This is a genomic window from Pedobacter sp. R-06 (assembly GCF_049913135.1).
Taxonomy (GTDB): domain Bacteria; phylum Bacteroidota; class Bacteroidia; order Sphingobacteriales; family Sphingobacteriaceae; genus Pedobacter.
Window position 1 is genome coordinate 3,581,308 of the sequence record NZ_CP183977.1, and the last position, 20,616, is coordinate 3,601,923.

Annotated in this window: 9 protein-coding genes; all 9 read right to left on the minus strand. The window is 41.4% G+C overall.

Features of this window, described 5'->3' with window-relative positions; translation table 11 throughout:
* Positions 1 to 16: 16 nt before the first annotated feature.
* The 9 genes from ACN9MR_RS14290 to ACN9MR_RS14330 all read right to left on the minus strand — a co-directional run bounded on the left by ACN9MR_RS14290 (position 17) and on the right by ACN9MR_RS14330 (position 20,445).
* Positions 17 to 1,957, minus strand: coding sequence for a c-type cytochrome (locus ACN9MR_RS14290; RefSeq protein WP_426324582.1), 1,941 nt, complete (start codon positions 1,955 to 1,957; stop codon positions 17 to 19).
* A gap of 4 nt (positions 1,958 to 1,961) precedes the next feature.
* The gene (locus ACN9MR_RS14295; protein WP_426324584.1) at positions 1,962 to 2,711 is read right to left on the minus strand and encodes a hypothetical protein; all 750 of its coding nucleotides are present in this window, start codon (positions 2,709 to 2,711) and stop codon (positions 1,962 to 1,964) included.
* A 1,306-nt stretch (positions 2,712 to 4,017) separates the two neighbouring features.
* Positions 4,018 to 6,591: an alpha-L-arabinofuranosidase C-terminal domain-containing protein gene (locus ACN9MR_RS14300; RefSeq protein WP_426324586.1), complete on the minus strand. Its 2,574-nt coding sequence runs from the start codon at positions 6,589 to 6,591 to the stop codon at positions 4,018 to 4,020.
* Positions 6,578 to 7,921 (minus strand): glycoside hydrolase family 27 protein, encoded by a 1,344-nt coding sequence (locus ACN9MR_RS14305; RefSeq protein WP_426324588.1) that lies wholly within the window; start codon positions 7,919 to 7,921, stop codon positions 6,578 to 6,580. Before ACN9MR_RS14305 ends, ACN9MR_RS14300 begins: the two co-directional genes overlap by 14 nt.
* 176 nt (positions 7,922 to 8,097) lie before the next feature.
* Positions 8,098 to 12,270 carry a two-component regulator propeller domain-containing protein gene (locus ACN9MR_RS14310; protein ID WP_426324590.1) on the minus strand — a complete coding sequence of 1,391 codons (4,173 nt, stop codon included), beginning with the start codon at positions 12,268 to 12,270 and terminating at the stop codon, positions 8,098 to 8,100.
* 136 nt (positions 12,271 to 12,406) lie between these two features.
* Positions 12,407 to 14,491, minus strand: coding sequence for a beta-galactosidase (locus ACN9MR_RS14315; RefSeq protein WP_426324592.1), 2,085 nt, complete (start codon positions 14,489 to 14,491; stop codon positions 12,407 to 12,409).
* Positions 14,492 to 14,564: 73 nt separating this feature from the next.
* Positions 14,565 to 16,349, minus strand: coding sequence for an alpha/beta hydrolase-fold protein (locus ACN9MR_RS14320; RefSeq protein ID WP_426324594.1), 1,785 nt, complete (start codon positions 16,347 to 16,349; stop codon positions 14,565 to 14,567).
* Positions 16,346 to 18,148, minus strand: coding sequence for a glycoside hydrolase family 2 protein (locus ACN9MR_RS14325; protein ID WP_426324596.1), 1,803 nt, complete (start codon positions 18,146 to 18,148; stop codon positions 16,346 to 16,348). The genes ACN9MR_RS14320 and ACN9MR_RS14325 overlap by 4 nt, the downstream gene beginning before the upstream one ends.
* A 311-nt stretch (positions 18,149 to 18,459) precedes the next feature.
* Complete coding sequence (locus tag ACN9MR_RS14330; RefSeq protein WP_426324598.1) at positions 18,460 to 20,445, minus strand: glycoside hydrolase family 97 protein; 1,986 nt, start codon at positions 20,443 to 20,445, stop codon at positions 18,460 to 18,462.
* Positions 20,446 to 20,616 lie beyond the last annotated feature (171 nt).

Below are 20,616 nucleotides of genomic sequence, written 5' to 3' on the forward strand. Positions count from 1 at the left end.
TTTAACTATTGATGTATTATTTATTTAATGATTTGATCCAGGTCGCAATTTTTTTCACCTCATCTTTTGGAACATTGGTCATTGGCGGCATCGGCGTAGAATAACCCGGCCAATGCTCTGGTTTAGGCGTATAAATCAGGCTTATTAGTTCCTCGACCGCATACTTTTTAGTGGAAATCTCTTTAAAAGAGGGGCCAACTTGTCGTTTATCCGTGTTGTGGCAGGCCAGACAGGTATTTTTAGTTAGCAGCCCTTTCACCTGCTCATAAGTTGGAATTTTCACTACTGATGTTTTCCCACCTGATGAAGACTTTTTGCTTTGTGCCAAAGGCAGCGTTTTAGTTGAGGACGAATTTTTGGTACTTACTTCTGCAAGGCTAAGCGCTTTCCCTTCCGGAATATTATTTAAAGTATAATATGCTGTTGGATGTACCAGACTATAGTAGTTCTCTTGTGATCGAATACCATCCAAAGTAATGTTGTGAATATATCCTTTGCGCAGGCCGGCTACAATAATCCGGGCAGTGAGGCCATCAGTTGAAACGCGAACGCCCTTTACATTGCATTTTTGGCTATTTACAGGCGGACTTCCATATACACTATGGTATTTATAAATAAAGCTTTCCACTGAATAAGAAGCAAGATCTAAGGCGTATTTTTTATCAACAGGTTTGGTGAACGCTATTTCAAATCCATCAGGCATGGCTTTGATGCTGCGCATTTCAAAAGGGATTTTATTGTTCCAGACCAGTCGCTGGATTCCTTCTGTGGCCTCACCGGCCGAACCCCATCCCCTGTTGGTTTCACCGGCGAACAATGATCCATCCTTCCCCCAGGCCAGACGCACAATACCCGACTGAAATCCACTTCTGAAAGGCCATGCGGCCCCCTGATATTCTCCGTTTATCTTTTCCATGAACACACGGCTAACCATACTCTGTCCCTGATCACCCACCAGAAGCTGGCCAGCAAAAGGGCCAAAAGAGCCTTGAGGAATTTTTACTATCTCAGAATTTGAAATACCCAGAATTCCGTGAGGCAGCCACACCGCAGGTATTTGCAGTTCAGGAAAGTTCTTCTTCATATCCATCTCGGTTACCACCTTTGCGTTCACATCGTTCTCTGGCTTTACACTGTTTCCCTTGCGGTCGTAAATCATCTTTGTCTCATTCTTAGCAAAGAACTGTTCTGTGGTCAGTTTTATTGGAGACTGTGGTAACTTAGCCCACACCAGGCTGGCTGGATGCCCCATAAATGCGCCTTTTTTCACTTGCATGATACTTCCGGAGCCAACCCAATCGCCTTGATTATCGGTATAAAAAAGCTGATCATCAATCATACTAATTCCGCAAGGTGAGCGCATACCCGCAGCCCAGGGCTCTACTCTTCCATCTTCAAAAATATGGAGTGCCCAGCCCCTCCATGGAACCATACTTGTCGGGTTCCACCAGGTTGGCGGAAATCCAAGATTCAGGGTTGCAAAAAAAGATCCATCGGCAGCTAGCTTAGGGCCAAAACTGTACTCATGGTAATTTCCAGACAATGGCCAAGCGTATATGGTTTCAAAATCATCGGCCACTCCATCGTTGTCTGTATCTGTCATTTTAGTGAGTTCACCCCGTTGAACACAATAAAATGATCCATTTTTATAGGCAAGTCCCAGTACTTCATGAAGGCCTGAAGCAAACTTTTGAAATGTTGGTTTCAATGAAGAAGGGTTTTTCACAATGAAAACATCCCCCCTCCTGGTAGTTACACCCAGATCGCCGTTAGGCAACGTACAAAGCCCGCCTACTTCGAGGATTGCTCCTTCGGGAGCAGGTACTTTCATGATTTTAAAATAATCTTCTTCCTTTGGCGATTCTGCCTGAGCAAAGCAGCTTATTGACACCAATATAAATGTCATTGTCAACAGGCACGAAATACCGTTTTTATAATAATTGAAATAAATACTCATCTGGCTATTGGTTAAAAAGAATGGTGTAAATGATCTTACCTTGGAATGGAACCAAGAGTTCCTGAGTGCCCTGTATGGTTCTAATGACAGGTTTCAATGCGGCTTCATCTGCAACAGAAATGGAATAAGCTTTATCTGCAATAACATATTTACCATTCCCCTTCGGTTCGATCCTGCCTGCCCTGGCGAGACACAGGTATAAATCATTGGCACTTCCTTCTGGCTCAATTTCGCGGCGAATCCCCTGGCCACCATCAATCACCTTGGTCGCATCTTTAACACTCAATCCATAGGTGCGGTATTTAAACACTGGCAAACCTGATGCATCAAGTGTATAACCCTTCGGTTTGAAGCCTGACCCGGTTGTGTCTTTCTTAAACTCACTTTGTAGTGTTGCTAACTGTTGAATCTGGGGTATCGCATCACCGATCTGGATTGCCTTTCCGAGTGGCCGCGAAGAACCATCGCCCCTATCATGCCACATTGGTGTCGCATCCAGAAATCCTCCTTTCCACAATAGTACCAATTGGCCATTGTCCGCATCGTAGGTATAATGCACTTGCAACGGACTGCCTATGCTAATGGCATGCGTAACCCGTTTACCACCATCAAGATCAATAAAACTCCTGAGCAGGATATTGCGTTCTGCCTTAATGATTATTGGCTCGACTTTGGTCTCCTGAGCAATAGCCGGCCTGCCCGTTAAACAAAAGGCCGATGCACAGGCAATGAAAAAATAAGAATATAAATTCATGCTTATCTGTATAATATTGGTTAATTAAGTGTGTTGGTTTCGCATTATTTTTAAAATTGGGCTACTGACCGGTTCATACTTATCAATAGCGTACACCATAAAACGATGCACCTATACCATTACCGGAAAATTTTAGCCTTTTGTGTGGATGCTACCTTACTCCCTTTGCATTTCTCATAATTAAATAAGAGGCCTGAATAAGCTTCTTCTGGATAATTGGTTATTAGCACCAAAATTAGGTCAGAGATACCATTTAGAATAGATCAGATCTTTCAATTTCCGCTAAAAATGTTTCAAAAGCTTTATAACGGCAGCTGAAAACCTTATTTGCTAAATAATAGCATTTGAATTGGAAATATTTGTATCCGATTTTTTTCCTGATCCGTAAAACTGGTAAGCACTGATTGGAGCGCTTTTTATCGCAAACCCAGACAGGTGCAGGCCTACAAAAGAATGTGTAGTTGTAAACAAAAACATTTGTCTTTTGAGAGGCTATCAATGACGGACTCCAATAGAGTGGTCGTCTTTCCCGCGCAGGCGGGAACCTTAAAGCGGTCTTTATTCTTTTCCATGGGCTCTGGCTTGCCTCGGCTCACCGCCGCCGAGGGGCTCTTACCTTTTTCTTGATAAAAAGGTAACCAAACCTGAGCGTAGCGAAAGCATGACTACCTTTAAAAACAACAAACACCAAGGCATAAATCAAGGCTTGGAACTGATCTCGGATAAATTCGTCAAAGCTTTTTTGTCGCCAGCACGCCCTCCCCGATGAAGAATCGGGGAGGGCGTGCTGTCTCGGTGTAGTGGTAATTTGGAAGGAGGTGCAAAAGCTTTAACGTTTTCTCCTTCCATCATTTCCTATGCCGGATGACAGGGTGTAGATACATGGCACATATTGTAGAGGGCAGAGACAGGCATCCGTAGATTGATTACTCTGAAACTATGAGGGGGCAGGTTGGGTCGTCATCTCTACCGCAGTGGAGAGATCTTTGGACCTGATTCTTACTAATAAAATCTGCTAGGCCAGATAGCAGGGAGCATATTGCAGGATGCGGTAATTTGTTTTTTAGCCTTTTCCCTTTCAGGGGAAAGGTGCCGATAGGCGGATAGGGGGTTAAGGCGCTCGCTATAATCGGTCGTCTTTCCCGCGCAACCGGAACCACGGAGTGCTCAGCGAAGCTAATCTTAAAGCGCACACTAGCAGTGATAGTTGTAAGATTGCTTTCCCGAAAGGTCGGGACAGACTGTCGGCTGAAAAAGCCTTCTCGTCATCCGATAGCTATCGGATGACGAGCGGTTTTATTTGATTTTACAGTTCAAATACGGTAAAGGAATAAGGTTTTAGTTCGAAAGATTTAAGATCCGAAAAATCCATAGCTGTTTTTATAGGTTGAATTTTGTAATCACCGGGAAGACCTGCTATTTCTTTTTTAATTATCCCTTTACTGATTGGATTTAGCTTGGACAGATCAATATTAGACTTGATTGCTACTGGAAGCATATTTACAATTTTGATGAATAATTTCCCTGATTCTTTGTCGCGGGTAATGGAGTATGCCACCCGCTTAATTGCATCTTCTCTCTTCACTGAAAAATCAACCCGTGCAGGAATAAACTCATCTCCTACATTTTGACCGTAAAGCTGTTGCACATAATATCCAATGGTGGGCTTAACTTCCGTATTATTAAAGTAGATCAGATCAGGATTCCACTGCGTATGTTTTTCCTTTGCCAACAGCGGCGCATAAGAGGCCATAGATACCACATCCCCATTGCGCTCCAGGGAGGTGAGATACAAGGCTTCAGCTAAAGCAGTTTCCAGGTTAGTCCTGTTTCCCCCTGGGAGGCTTGCCGCATACTCCCCCAGATAAACCTTTGATTTACTGCGGTCATATTTATCATAAAAATCCTGATTGTTTATAAACCAGCCTGGTGGACGATAATAATGTTCATCTATCATGTCAACTTTCATTTCGTTGGCAAAGGCCCAACCTTCCTCATAATCTGTTCCTTCAAAAAATGGCCCTGAAGTTCCAATAATGGTTATTTCAGGGTGTGCTTTTTTAAGTGCTTTATAGATCATGGCGAAATGCTCGCGAAAGACGTCTGTTATCTGGTCTTCATTGCCGATACCGATATACTTTAAATTAAATGGTTTCGGATGTCCTGCTGCTGCACGTTCCTTCCCCCATTTTGTATTAGTGGATCCGTTACAGTATTCAACCAGATCGATAATATCCTGAATATATGCAGGCATATCTGCCATCGGGATTCCGCCCTGCTGCCCGCCCCCATTGGCTCCTGAGTTTTGGCAAGGCACTCCAGCGGCAATAACAGGTACCGGCGTTGCGCCGATATCTTCACAAAACTGAAGGTACTCAAAGTATCCCAGCCCCATACTCTGGTGATAACCCCACAAATTGCGGTCGGGAACCCGGGCCTGTAAGGCGCCGATTGTATTTTTCCATCTGTAAATATTATGGATCCCATCTCCATGGGCCACGCACCCACCAGGAAAACGTACAAAACGCGGCTTTATCGCTGCAATTGTATCTGCAAGATCTTTTCTAAGGCCATTTCGGCGATTTTTGAAGGTGTTTTGGGGAAATAGTGAAATCATGTCGAGATCAATACGGCCATTTTGTAATGGCCATAATTGCAAGCTAACATCTGAGGCTGAAACCGATGATTTTAGCGTTGTTTTGATTTCCTTCCAGGACTTTGAACTGCAACTGATCAATGCTTTCGATAGCAAGCCATATTTTTCACTAACAAGCCTCACTTCAAACGACTTCTTTCCTTCTGCAACCCGGGCAAAACTGGAGAACAGGTAATTTTCCCCTTTTTTGACCGCAATTCCATCATAACCAGCATTCGATAATGAACTACCATCGACCGTTAAATTTAGTGCCGCATAATGTGGGTTATTTGGGTGTAGTGGCTGCTCTGTTCGAATTGCAAAATCCCCTTCTTTACCTTTGAATGTCCAGGAATGATTGCTATTCCATTTTGTATCATGGTTTTCTTTATCAGATGGCTGATATTCGAAGTCACGATTTTGAATCAGTTCGCCATAAAGTCCCCCATCTGCTGCATAGTTGATATCTTCAAAGAATATCCCTGTTAACAGCTTGCTTATTGCTTTAGCTTTTTCAGGCGCTGCCGAAATATGCAGCTCTGGCTTTGTTAAGTTTGCAAAACGTACCGGATCATCTTTAGTTGTCTCCGCATCTTGTTGCGCCTTGAAACTCCTAAGCTCCGCAGCTTTATTCAACTCTTCAACCACCGCCCATTTAACGCGGTGCAACTGTCCGCTTACCGTATTGTTTTGAATCGTAATGGTGATGGTATTGCTTTTATAGGCAGAGAGCGGTACCTCTTTTGCCGTACTATAGGTCTTGAAGTCTTTTGTTTCTGTCTGAAAATAGGCGCCCTCGCTATCCGTATATACAATCTGATAAATGTCCGGATCTTTATGGTAACTAATCACCGGACGAAGGATATTCTTACCTTTTTCAAAAAAGGGATAAGCTTGCGGCCCCCAGTCAATCAGATTTTTGGTTTGAGCATGAGCAAATTGCTTTACCCGGTCATTTAAGCTCCAAACGCATTGCCAAACTCCCCCGCGCCCCAGAATCACATATGGAGCAAACATTTTTTTTTCTGATCCCCAACGGCCAAAATCTGAGCGAAGATAAACCTGTCCCATTCCAACAGGGGTCCAATTATTCCGGTCATTGCTCCATGCAAACCGCAATCCATCATTCACGTATGAAAACAGGTAAACAGAATCAGCTGCAGCATGCTTCGTTGGTTCTGATGCAAATGAGTTTTTGCTAAACAGCAGAAGCACCAGTGCTATAGATAGCTTACTTAATTTCATACAAAATGCAGCTATGTGGTTTAAGATTTGCGGTTATTTGTTTTCCATCATTCTGAACAACTTTTCCTGTCCAGCTATCTGTAACCTTAGCTATTTTAGTTATCCCTAAATCTGAGAGTTTTACAGAAATTTCCTTTGGATCTGGCTCATCAGAAAGATTGAACAGGGCGAGATAGTGTTGTCCGGTTTTAGCATTCGTTGATGTTACTGCAACTTTCTTGCGATCGTTAAAGAGAAATTTCACATCCATACTTTCTCTATGCATCTTAAGTACAGCTTTATTGGTAAGCAGCGAAGTGGTAAAGGGATCTAGGCTCGGCATATCGCCACCAAACATCAGGGGCGAGCGGAATATGGTGAAGAAAGTCATCAGCACTTGCTGCTCATCCCTGGTCAATCTGCTCGCACGGTCGCCGCCCCTTTCTCCGCGAATGGAAATTCTACCCAAAGGAATCATATCACAATCAGGCCAGGTGCCAGGTTTAATATACGGCGCCCATGGTTGTGCAACATTAATCAGGTGGGTAATATGTGGCCAGGTATCCCATACATCATCCACCATTCTCCACATATTTGCATGTTTTTGAACGTGTTCTGCTTTTTCTATCGGCGTTTCGCCTGGTGAAGTGCTCAGCACAATCGGGCGACCGGTTTTATCAATTGCTTTTCTGATGAGCTCTATTTCTCCCTGATGATAAGGACGGGAAAGATCATCTACTTTGATAAAGTCGACACCCCAACTGGCGTAAAGTTTCATTATTGAATCGTAATATTCCTGTGCACCAGGTTTTGTAGCATCTATCGTATAATTGTCAGTGAGCCATTTGCATTGCAAATCAGTGCTATAGATCTGATCGGCAGTGTATTTTGTACCCATAACGGGCATCTTTTCTTTAACGGCAAGCGTAGGGATGCCACGCATAATATGGATACCAAATTTTAAACCCTTAGCGTGTATATATTTGGCCAGGTTTTTAAAGCCCTGTCCGTCTGCTGCTGACGGGAACCGGTTCAAAGCAGGCAGATAACGCCCAAATTTGTCAATTACATATTTTGGATCTGTTTGGTTATACCCTCCTGCTTTATCATTTTCCACAAACCAGCGGATATCTACAACGATATATTCCCATCCGGAAGATTTCAATTTGGAAGCCATGTAATCTGCATTGGCTTTTACTTCAGCTTCTGTAACAGAAGAGCCGTAACAGTCCCAGCTATTCCATCCCATTGGAGGAGTCTTCGCCCAATTCTTAAAATTCTGTTGCGCGTAAGTTTGATCAATTGTGAACATTGAACAAAGTAAAATCAATACTGATGTTATTCTTTTCATCCGTTTATATTTGGTCTTTCACAAATATAAATAATAAACGTTAAAACAACGATTATTATCTGGTCATTTTAGTGCGTATCAAGAATAATTACTAAAGCCGCAACACAGCTGTGTTTTTATTTACTTTTAATAACATCAATCAATTTATCCTGTTTGAAAGGTATCAGGAGCTGTTTTTAATCCGAATGCCTTTTTTTCGCTCTATACTCTGAAGGAAGCACCTGGTATTTTTCCCTGAATGCTTTTGCAAAATAGTTAGGGGTGCTAAAACCGACCATATAACAGATTTCGGAAATGGTTTTACTGCTTTTTTCCAATAAAACCGCCGCTTTCTCGAGCTTAACAGATCTGATAAAATCAATAGGGGTTTTACCGGTAACCCGTAAACACTTTCTGTATAATGATACCCTACTGATCACCATATGCTTGCTCAGATCTTCCACAGATAATTGGGGTTTATGGAGATTGTCTTCAATGTAAAGCAATGCGGTATTCAGAAATTTCACATCATCGGATTCGATCTCCATTTCCGGTGATGCCATGCTTACCTGTCTGGAATAGGTTTTTTTAAAGGTTTGATGCAGCGTGAGGAGATTTTTGATCTTTGAGTGTAAAATTTCGAAATTGAAAGGCTTGGTCATATAATCGTTTGCTCCGGTTTCCAATCCTTTCAGTTGCTCCTCCTCGCCTGTTAAAGCTGTTAACAGGATAATCGGAATATGTTTTGTCCGCTCGTCTGATTTTAATTTCGTGCACAGTTCTGTACCGCTCATTTCGGGCATACTGATATCCGAAACGATCAAATGCGGATGCAGCGCCAGTGCTTTTTGCCAACCTTCCTTTCCGTTTGAGGCCTCTACTATCTTATAATAAATGCTCAGGTTATCTTTAAGATAAAACCTAAAATCCTCATTATCTTCTACCAACAAAATCACAGGGACATTTTTTGTCGTCACATGTTTATCGGCAGGCTCTTTTCCTGTTTTTTCTTTGTCATCAATATCGTATTGAACAGACAGATCTTCAGCATTGCTCCGAACCAGATCTTCTTCTACAACAGGCGATAACAGGAGTTGCAGTGTAAAACAGGTTCCCTGACCAGGTTCACTTTCTACAGCTATTTCACCACCCTGCATTTTTACAAATTCCTTGGTAATTGAAAGACCAATTCCAGATCCCTGATTCAGAATGGATGCGGAAGTTTCATGCTGAAAAAAGCGATCAAAAATTTGTGCCTGTTTATCTGCCGGAATGCCTATTCCGGAATCCTGAATCTTTAATTCCAATAGAATTTTACCATCTTCCGTTTTGTTTAACCGCTTGTGTAGCATAACCTCTACTTTTCCGCCAGGTGGCGTAAATTTAAACGCGTTCGAGAGCAGATTAAATATGATACGCTCTACTTTATCCTGATCGAAATAAGCATACAAACTTTCGATCGGACTGGCGAAAGTCAGTTTTATCTGTTTACGTTCGGCCAGGTCATAAAAAGAATCTGTGGCATCCTTAATAAAAGATACCACTTCGCCCTCGGTATTGTTTAATCGCAGTTCCTGTTCCTCCATTTTACGAAAATCGAGCAACTGATTTACCATGTTTAATAAACGCCTTGCATTTCTTTTAATCATTGCCAACTGCCCATACCGCTCATTTTCTTTCGCAGCAATTAACAGCTTATCAACCGGAGCAAGAATTAAGGAAATGGGCGTCCTGAACTCATGACTGAGGTTGGTTAAAAATTTAATCTTTAGTAAATCCAGTTCCCGTAATCTTTCTGCCTCTTTACGGTCTTGCTCCCGCAGTTGTTTTGCCTCAGCCCTTTCCTGTGCCAATGCAAACTCCTGTTTAAGTTTATTAATGCCCCGGCTACGTATATACAGTAATGCAAATCCTATTATTGCCAGGTATAGGATGTATGCCCACACGGTTCTCCAGAAAGGGGGAGAAATGGTGATATTTAACTGCGACTCTGCGATGGGAGCCGAATCATTTTCGTAAAAAGCGCTTACATGGAGGATATATTCTCCTGGATCAAGATTGGTAAAAGTAGCCTTCCGCAGTTCAGACGAAACAGTAAGCCAGCGTTTATCGAACCCTTCGAGGTTATATTTATAGATTATCTTGTTTGGGTTAAAATAATTAAGCAATGCAAACTGGATTGAAAAGATATTTTCCTTGTAAGTGAGGTTTAAATTCTTGAGCGAAGTGATGGCTTCTGGCAAAACAATGTGCCCGTTGATAGGCTCTCCTACGCGGACTTTATGGTAAAACACTTCCAGGTCTGTCATTACTAAGGCAGCAGGGAACTTGCTGTTTTTAATTTCGCCGGCCTTGAATACATTAAACCCGCTTGGGCCTCCAAAAATCAGTTCACCCGCTTTAGTTTTGCCTGCAGCATTGATATTAAACTGTGTACTTTCAAGACCATCAGATTGACCGTATTTGCTATATCTGAATTGATACTTTTTTCCGTTAGGGATTACAGAAATCTTATAAAGGCCTTTACGTGAACTATACCATATATGGTGATCTTCATCCTCCAGTAGTTCAAACACCATACCTTCAGGGAGGCCAACAGTTTCGTTCAGGTTGTTAAATATGCCGGTAACCGGATCATATATACTGATTCCTTCTTTTGTACCGATCCACATCCATCCTCGCACATCTTGCAATATCGAACTTACATCATTCATGATGAGACTGTTGCTATCTGCAGATTTGCTTGTTAGATATTTAAAGGTAGCGCTTTTATGATCAAATATATTTACGCCCCCAGTAGTGCCAATCCAGATATTTCTATTTCTATCTTCGTACAAACAGGAAACAACAAAAGAATTCAGTGTATTTTTAACATTTGGATTAAAATGTTTAAATGTTCCGGTCTGGCGGTCCAATAAATCGAGTCCACCATTTAAGGTGCCAACCCAAAGTCTGTTATAAGAATCTTCCAATAAGGCATAAATGCGGTTATCAGACAAATTTGCAGCGTTGTGACCAGGCTTAAAATGTTTGAAATTTTTTCCATCAAAAGCATCAAGCCCGCCCAAATAAGTGCCAATCCACAATATACCTTCATGGTCTATCTCAAGACTTACCACAATGTCACTAGCCAAAGAAGTATTGTTGTCGGGGTTATTGCGGTAAGTTGTAATCTCGCCGGTTGTTTTGTTTAAACGCAACAAGCCCTCCCCATTGGTGCCAATCCATAGATTGCCATAGTTATCTTCTGCAAAACAATTAACATCTTTCTTAATTGGTTTTTTTCCGGCCAGATACCGGTTAGCAGGAAACTTATAAACGCTTTTATGATAGAAACAAATTCCTTTTTTAAAGGTGCCGATCCAGATGATATTATTGTTATCCTTGTATAATGCCGAAATACTGTTATCGCTCAAGCTTCGCGGATCGTTCTCTTTATTTAAAATATAAGTTAATCTATTGGTCTTTTTATCCAGAATATTAATTCCGCCATGATCGGTACCAATCCAAATATTTCCGTCTTCTCCTTCAATTATGTGGCTTACATTTTTAGAACTTAAACCGGTATGATCTTGCTTTTTCCCGAAATAATGGAACTTCTCGTTTTTTGCATTGAGATAAAAGAGGCCAAAAGGATTGGGCCCGCTAAAAATATAGATATCACCTGCTGAATCACGCTTAAGGCTGTATGCGGTTGTTTGACCAGAAAAATGCTCATTTACAGCGTTAAACCGGCGGGTTACCTGATGTTGTTTTAAGTTAAATTTATCAAGTATACCATTAGTATAAATAATCCATAAATTACCCTTTAAATCATCGATAAAATCACTTACCTCAGCATTCTCCAATGCACCTATCAGCGCTCCCTTTAGCGTATATTTTATCGATGTATTGGTTTTCGAATCGTAACAATAAATACCGTGATTTTGAATATTAAAATATAACTTCCTCCCGCTATCTGTTTTTACTTCTTTAAGGTATCCGTTTGGAATTTTATATTTTCTATAATGTTTTTGCTGAAAACGCTCAAACTTTTCGCTGGTGTGGTCATAAATACTAAAGCCTTCGTTTGATTTAATCCATAACTGTTTTTGCGGTCCTTCAAAGATGCCGACCACATAACCATTTGGCAGGCTTGAACTATCTTTTGAATTGTGTCTGAAAATCTTAAAATCGTGCCCATCAAACCTGCTCAGTCCAGCCATGGTTCCAAACCACATAAATCCCTTATAGTCTTTATATATCGAATTTATTTGGTTATCTGATAACCCATTGGTAATATCAATACGGGAAAACCGGTAACTATCATCCTGGGCATAAAGCGCACTACCCCATATCAGTGCACAGATCAGGGCTAAAAACCTAAACATATTTTTTATTAAATCGGGTATGTCTGTTTAGAAGGAATTACTTACTACTAAAAGCACAAGTTTATAATCGTTTGGTTAACGTTAATATGGCTAATTTACAATAAAATCCGGAGATATGCTCAGCACTGCGGCAAATTTACCCGGTCCAAACCGTTACACCAGCGGGTTTCAATGTTTTTTCTCCGACAATAATCTTCGAATCTGCAGGAATATTTATCATATAATCAGTAGAAGAATAATTTACGGCCATATAAAACCCATCCCTCCAATAAACATAAACACCTGGCGGATAATTTTCGGTAGTTGCCCCTGCTCCGGTGTAAGTTTCCCGTAACAGATCCTTTTCCAGCTTCGAATCGTCTGTGGCTACACCTATGTAGGTTACAGATCCTTTACCGATTTTGTGTTTTACAACAGCTGCCTTCCCTTTATAAAACTGGTTTTCATACCTTGCAAGGACTTCGGTATTTTGATCGGGCTGCAACAGATCGCCCCATTTGTTCCATTTATAGTGTTCCGGACCCATCTGGATATCCCCATTAGCATAAGCTGAAAGCATATCGGTCGCCGTAACCTGGGCACCGATAAGGCCAGAAATCGGCGCTGCCGTTTTACCCTCCCAGAAATGCCCCATACGGTTTTTGGTTGCGGTACGGCAGGTAATAATCAAATGCCCTCCGTTAGCAGCGTAGTTCTCCCATTTTTTAACCAAAGCAGCATCCGCCATTTCATAGGCAGGTACAATTAAAACCTTATATTTAGAAAAATCAGTTTTTTCATTGATGATATCGACCGGGGCTCCCAGCGATTTTGCGATCTCCAAAAATTTAACAGGATATCCCCAGGTATCCCATTGGTTGGTCTGTTTTTGCCTGTCTATCGACCAATAATTCTCCAGGTTCCAGAGTATGGCCGTTGAACGGGCTGCCAGCTTTTCCGGTAGCTTAACATCCGGCTTATATTGCCTGCGCAGCTCTTTTATTTCTTTCATAAACTGGATATACTCTTCACCCCCGGGCGAAGGTGTTACCCCATCTGTTTGTATAACACCCGAATGGTATTGTTCTGCGCTGTATAAAATCTGCCTGAACCGGTAAGAACAGGCCAGTTTCCCACCTGCGGCAAAGGTATGGTACAGCCACATGCGCACTGTTCCGGGCAAAAGTAGCGGGTTGTAGCTCCCCCAATTTACCGGGCCCGGCTGGATTTCCATTACCCCTGATACGCCACCAACCTGCTTATAATATGCTGAAGCAAAAAGGATTACCTTGCTATCGCCCAATCTGAATCCAAGTTCGCCAATGTTGTCGCTGCCTCCATTGGGATAGGCAGTATAGGCTGCAAAATCGAGTTTCCTGGTCCGCCCAGGGTCTGAGCCCGTAGCAACAGCCGTATAATTGGTGGTTATGTATTGTTTTTTTGCAATATGTTCCCGCAGTTTGTCAGCCTGAAAATCAAGGAATTCAGCCTGTGCATCCGCACAATAACGCTTAAAATCGAGCAATGCATGCGGATTATTGCCCCACCAGCCTACCAGGTTTGTATTGTGGATCATAACCTGGTCAAAATTGTTATACCACTGGCTCCAGAAGGCAGTGCCCCAGGCATCATTTAAAGCATCAATGGTTTGGTACCTGCTCTTTAGCCATTGCCGGAAAGCTTCCTGAGAAGATGCACTGTAATCGGGTTTCGCATCGGGTTCATTATCCAGCTGCCATCCGGTTACATTTTTATTCTGACCGTAGCGCCTGCCCATCTCGGTTACAATTTTTTCCACAAACAAACGGTATTTTGGATTAACGATTGATGCCAGCCCCCTTGTTCCATGTTCGGCCCGGATATAATGCCCGTCCATGATAAAGGTTTCGGGATAATTGGTCCGCATCCATGCCGGTGTAGTTGCAGATGGCGTGCACATGACCACCTTAAGCTTATATTTTGCGCATAAACCCACCACCTTATCAAGCCAGGTAAAGTCAAACTTTCCTTCTTCTGGTTCCATTTTAAACCAGGCAAATTCTGCAAGGTGCACAAACTCGTAGCCCATATCCGAAATCTTTTTGATATCGCGCTCCCACTGGCTTTCTTTCCAGTGTTCGGGATAATAGTATATCCCGGTGGTGATCAGGTCTTTTTCTGGAAAATATGGATTGGCATTTTGGGATTTCGCGGTAGTTCCGTAGATCACAATTAATATAAATGCCATTAAATATTTCTTCATAATTTTATGTTTGTTATTTTTTTACTTTAAAGAATCAAACGATGAGTATGTTGTTTAATGCATCAGCTCACCTTTATTTGAAAATATGCTGAACAAAAAGGTATAAGTTATTGGCCCACTCCGTATCATCATGAGCATTTGCATCCACATGCCATACATGTGGTACCCCTTGCGATTTGAGGTATTGGTGCACGCGCTGGCTAACGCTAAACAACCCATCTTTACTGCCACACGCCAGCCATAATATTTTAAGTTTGTGTTTTGCAGCCGACAAATCGGGTAAAAGTTTAACATCAGAAAGACCTCCGAACTGGTTGGTGTTAGGTGCGGAAGAGAATCCACCCACATAAGCAAAAGCGCTGATATGTGCGAGGCCTATGTTCAAGGATTGACCACCACCCATAGACAAGCCCGCCAGCGCACGATGTTTGCGGTCGGTATAAACTGAATAATGAGATTCAATAAATGGAATGATTTCATGAAGCAAATCATTCTGGAAAGACATCCCGTAACCCTTAAAGCCTCCTTTACGCTCCTCTTGCTCATCTGGCTTTGGATTATTTACAGTTACGTTGGTATTGCAGTTTGGAAAAACGATTATCATTGGCTTAATTTTACCCTCGCTTATCAGGTTATCGATAATATTATTGGCACGAACCCAATATGGCCATTGACCGTTACCTGAATTAAGTCCATGCAAGAGATAAATTACCGGATAGCGTTTAGCAGGCGAATAACCTGGGGGCGTGTAAACCAGCATTTCGCGGGATTGCCCCAATGTTTTGGAACTGTATTGAACGGAGCTGATGGTGCCATGAGATATATTGTCGCGTTTATCTCTGAAACCCATTGGTGGATCGTTAAACGCAGGTTTATCGTCCGGACCTGGTTTGGCAGCCTGATCAATAATACCTTTTTCCGTTCCTTGTTCTTTGATGTATCCCCTCATCTCCATCCATTTACGGCAAGCTTCGGGCCACAATGATTCAGTTTTTTTAGAATGTGCAAGGCCATAACCATGTCCGCCTGACTGATAAATATGAAGTTCGCAGGCAACATTTTTTTTCTCCATAGCAAGCGCATATGCAACACTGTTTTGTACCGGAACCGCTTTATCATCCATAGAATGTACCAGAAATGCAGGTGGTGTTTGATCGTTAACCTGTAGTTCATTTGAAAAATAGTTTACTTTTTCTGCAGCCGGATTTTCGCCCAACAAATTCACTTTTGAACCTTTATGAGTAATATTTTCCTGCATGGATATAACCGGATAAATCAGTATCGAAAAGTCTGGCCGCAGGCTTGTTGTATCAGCAATTGCCGAGGCCTTTTCTTTGAAATGAGTTGATACTGTAGCTGCAAGATGTCCTCCTGCCGAAAATCCCATAATCCCGATTTTTCCGGGATTGATCCCCCACGCTTTAGCATTGCTTCTCACTAAGCGAATAGCTTGCTGCCCATCTTGTAATGGACCAATGGTCTTATCAATCATGATTGCATCATTTGGCAAGCGGTATTTTAATACGAAAGCCGTAATTCCGAGGCTATTTAACCACTTGGCAACTTCCTTTCCTTCGTGGGCAATGGCCAGCCCGGAATAACCACCTCCCGGACATATAATTACTGCCGTACCATTTGCTGTTTCCGATGGGGCCGGATACATCTCAAGTAAGGGCTTTGTGATAAAAGTCATCCAGCTATTTGCTGAATCTACTTGCTGTTTATAATTGGCATTGGCTATTGCACCTGGCGCTTCTCCATTCCAAAGATTGATCTGTTTACTTTGGCCAAAAACGTTGAGGGTGGCCATCAAACAGCTCAAAACCAATAGGTTTTTTCTAACATTTATAGGTTTCATTTGCTTTTATAATATTGTTCCATAATATACCAGGCCATTTTTTTTTCACCCTTTTCCGATAACAGGCCTTTTCTGTTATATCCTTTCTGATAAACGGGGTGCATTCTGCCTAATGAGCGATAATCAAACAAAAGCCATGGGGATACGCCGCATAGATTGGGAATGGCACTAAACATTTTGAGCTGGTCGGCATAGATTTGCTTTTGATATTCTTCTCTCCAGGAAGCAGCCTCATCGGCTGCTCCATTCCTGTTGCCAAACAGTGCCTCGCCACCGAATTCGGAAATAAAAACCGGCTTATCCGGAAAGGCCACGTTCCAGGTTGTATTTTCGGGCTTACCTTGCCAGGGAATATACCAGCCAATATATTCGTTAACCGCTATGATATCGGCATACTTGTAAAGGCTATCCCATACTTTAAAAGAATTATTGCTGTAAGCCTGACTGTTGGTAACATGTGTTATTAATCTGGTAGAATCAAGTGATCTACATACCTTAGTTAATCTGGCGAGTGCATTGGTACGGTTTGGTGTACCATCATAAGTTTCATTAGAAAGACTCCAGATCACTACACTACACCGGTTCCTGTCTCTGCTAAGCATTTCTTTGAGCATCAAATTCATTTTTGATAAAACCGCAGTATCTGAAAATTCGATATGCTGGTACACCGGCAGCTCGCTCCATACCATTAAGCCCATTTTTTCAGCCTCACTGATCATGTATTCATTATGCGGATAATGCGCCAGGCGAACCAGGTTGCAACCAAGTGCTTTCGCCTGGCTTAAGAGGAGGATGGCATCTTCTTTCGAAAATGCCCTGGCTCCTTTATAGGGATTTTCTTCGTGAATGTTAATTCCTTTGAGAAAAACAACCTTACCGTTTAAGAAAACCTTATTTCCGATAACGTCTATATTCCTAAAACCAATTTCATCGTTGATGCGATCAGTTTCGCCCTCAACAAACACCTTGTAACGTTTGGGGTTATCGGTCGACCACAATTTGAAAGCGCCGGAAAACCGAAGTTTAGCCATTCCCATACTATCCGACTTTGTTGAATACACCAGACCTAATTCAGGAATTTTAACTTTCAGATCTTGTTTCTTGTGAATACCGTTTAATTTAATCCATCCAAGAACTTCTTTTTGGCTTCCTTTTCTGAGCTGAATACTATAATCTTCAATATAAGTATTACCGGTTTCAATAAGATTTACATCGCGGGTAATGCCGCCGTAGTTTAACCAATCGTAACCTAATCCTGGAAGTCCGTTTTTCAGTCTTTTGTTATCAACCTTAACGATCAGTGAGTTTTTCCCAGGTTTAATTTTTTCGGTTATTTCAAATTGAAATGGAGTAAAACCACCTTCGTGGCTTCCAATCTTTTCCCCATTCAGGTAAATATCTGCCAGATAATTCACTGCACCAAAATGAACAAACAGTCTTTTATTTTTATCCAGCGAATAATTAAATTCTTTTTTATACCAGACAACCCCTTCAAAATAAGTTAATTCACACATTTGAGAATTAAAGTCGCCAGGTACTTTCAATCGCGGACCACCTTCAAAAGAATATTCTACAAAGTCGGTTTTTAACCCGGGCTTTTTTTCTAACCATATCTGCCTCCATTCGCCAATACCGGTAGGATCCAAAATAGCGTTCCATTCACCGTTCAAGCTGATCGGGTTCCTTGATTGAGCATTAATCATTGCGGTCTGTGCATGCGCAGTACCGGCTAAAAGCAGCGTGGATAATACAATCCATATCCACGCTTTAAATAATATTATCTTTATTCCGTTATTCATCTTACTTTTAAAGTAATTGTACAGGCAAAATATCATTACCACACATTGATCTAAATTGCCGGATTGTACATAAACTCACCGAAATCGCCATAGGCTTTAGTATTTTTATTTTTGGCATATCATGCAATAAAAAACACCAGAGAGGCCTGCATTGGTTTCATCATTCAGATATCGTAGGTTTATCTTGTTTAAAAATTTAATTTTTTCACCATCTACGGAATAACAAAATAAGTAAGGGTACTTATCTCCTTCCGCTTAGTTTGCCGGCTATTCATTCAGCTTTGTTTGAACAGCCGGACTATTTATTCCAACTATTCTTCCGGATTAATTATGATTGCAAAGCCACCACCATTCGCCATATGAATGGTAAGCTTATCTGCACTTGTAACTTTAACTATTTCGCGTTTGTAGTCTGTAGCATCCTTATTGGCGTTAACTCCATCCTTAAAAAGTTCTGCAGAATATTTTCCCTTGCCCAGAAAAGACAGGTCAATTGTTGTTGTCCTTGCAGACCAGTTTGACAGTCCGCCGATATACCATTTATTTTCTTTTTTTCTGGCGACAGTAACATATTCTCCTACTTTTCCATCAAGGGCAATTGTTTCATCAAAGGTGGTAGGTATTTTTGAAATGAAACTGGTGCTCTCCTGTTCTTTCATATATGCTGTTGGGCTATCAGCCATCATCTGTAAAGGTGCTTCATATACCACGTACATACCCAACTGATGACATCTTGTTCCCTGGCTCATAGGCATTGAATTACTTGGCCTGAAATCTGCTTTTGTCGCATTACGCATCGCTCCAGGGGTGTAATCCATGGGGCCAGCCAACATCCTGATGAACGGTATTGTAGTTTCATAATGGGGCATATCATCATTTGGTGTCCATTTTGCATTTTCCAATCCTTTTACTCCTTCAAAATTGACAACATTGGGATAGGTACGCTGTATTCCGGTAGGTTTATAAACGCCATGATAATCAATAAGGAGTTTATAATTTGCAGCTTTTCTAGCGATGTTGTAAACCGAACTTACCATTTTCTGATCGTCCCGATCTATAAAATCTATTTTAAAACCTTTAATTCCCATCCTTGAATATTGGGTAAAGGTGCCATCTAAATCCCGATTTATGGCATACCAGGACGCCCAAAGCATGATGCCTACATTTCTCTGCTTTCCATAACTGATCAGTTCTTTGACATTCATGTTTGGCGAAATTTTCAGCAAGTCGGTTTCTTCGCTCCAGCCCTCATCCAACACCACATAATCGATGTGGTTTCTGGAAGCAAAATCAATATAATATTTATAGGTTTCGGTATTAATTCCTGCCTTAAAATCCACACCTGATATGTTCCAGTCATTCCACCAGTCCCAGGCTACCTTACCTGGCTTTATCCAGTTTATATCTGCAATTTGGGAAGGTGTAGAGAGTTTTTGCACCATATCATTATTTAAAAGGTCCTTATCATGCTCACTTATTATCACAGCTCTCCAGGGGAAATTACGAGTCCCACTGGTTTTAGCTATATAAGCTTCCCTATCTGAAACCATGTAATTCATTTTATTAAATCCACCTAAGCGCTCTGCTTTCGGATAATGTGCAAATGTTCCACTTAAACCATGCTGCTCCTGTTTGCCTTTGGTGAGGAACATACCGGGATAATCTACCAATTCGGCCTCTACGATAGCGGCTTTTTTCCCATTTCCCAAATCGACAAGAAGCGGAGAAATAGCCAGCGAATCCTTTACAAATTTCGAAAGCCGGATTTCATCGTATGTAGATTCGAAAGCAGATATATATAAATTATTTTCCCTTAAATCGCGTACATAGGGAATAAAGGCCTTATGGTCTTTATCGAAGTTAAAATTAGCTTCTTCAGACTCAATAGTAATCTCTCCTTTTTTCTTAGTGAAAAAACGATAGGCTACACCATCGTTATAGGCCCTTAAAATCAGGCCAAAATCACCTTTAAAGTTTACCGTTAGCTGGTTGTACTCATCAACAACCGATTTCTTTTTATAAACAGGTGTATTAATAACGGTATTGACACTTGATTTTTTAGTATTAATAATTTTTGCATTATTTCCTAAAACCACCCCGTTACCAAGTCTTAACGAAATGGTTGAAGGCACAATAACTGCTGTATTTTCATGTTTTACAGACCATGATATTTTTGCTCCGGTTTCCAAAGCCAAATCAATTTTCCCGTTGGGAGATTTAAGATGCAGGATTTGAGCATTCCCAACACCTGGCCATAGCGCCATAAAAATGATTATACGTAAAAAAAATTTATTCATTTGTTATATTGATTATTATAATTGTGATCAAAAGTCTGTTTAAATGGATAATTTATTAAAAGGTTGCAGGGCATCTGCACTCCTCCAAAGGCATTACAGTTTTTCCAAAATATTGGTAAAACTATCTGCTGAGTATCATTCATAATGGTGCTGTTTTTGTGTCATTTTAAT

Coding starts and splice junctions, on each gene's coding strand:
- ACN9MR_RS14310 (WP_426324590.1), bottom strand. CDS start 12,270: ATGTTTAGGTTTTTAGCCCTGATCTGTGCACTGATATGGGGTAGTGCG.
- ACN9MR_RS14315 (WP_426324592.1), bottom strand. CDS start 14,491: ATGAAGAAATATTTAATGGCATTTATATTAATTGTGATCTACGGAACT.
- ACN9MR_RS14325 (WP_426324596.1), bottom strand. CDS start 18,148: ATGAATAACGGAATAAAGATAATATTATTTAAAGCGTGGATATGGATT.
- ACN9MR_RS14300 (WP_426324586.1), bottom strand. CDS start 6,591: ATGAAATTAAGTAAGCTATCTATAGCACTGGTGCTTCTGCTGTTTAGC.
- ACN9MR_RS14330 (WP_426324598.1), bottom strand. CDS start 20,445: ATGAATAAATTTTTTTTACGTATAATCATTTTTATGGCGCTATGGCCA.
- ACN9MR_RS14320 (WP_426324594.1), bottom strand. CDS start 16,349: ATGAAACCTATAAATGTTAGAAAAAACCTATTGGTTTTGAGCTGTTTG.
- ACN9MR_RS14295 (WP_426324584.1), bottom strand. CDS start 2,711: ATGAATTTATATTCTTATTTTTTCATTGCCTGTGCATCGGCCTTTTGT.
- ACN9MR_RS14290 (WP_426324582.1), bottom strand. CDS start 1,957: ATGAGTATTTATTTCAATTATTATAAAAACGGTATTTCGTGCCTGTTG.
- ACN9MR_RS14305 (WP_426324588.1), bottom strand. CDS start 7,921: ATGAAAAGAATAACATCAGTATTGATTTTACTTTGTTCAATGTTCACA.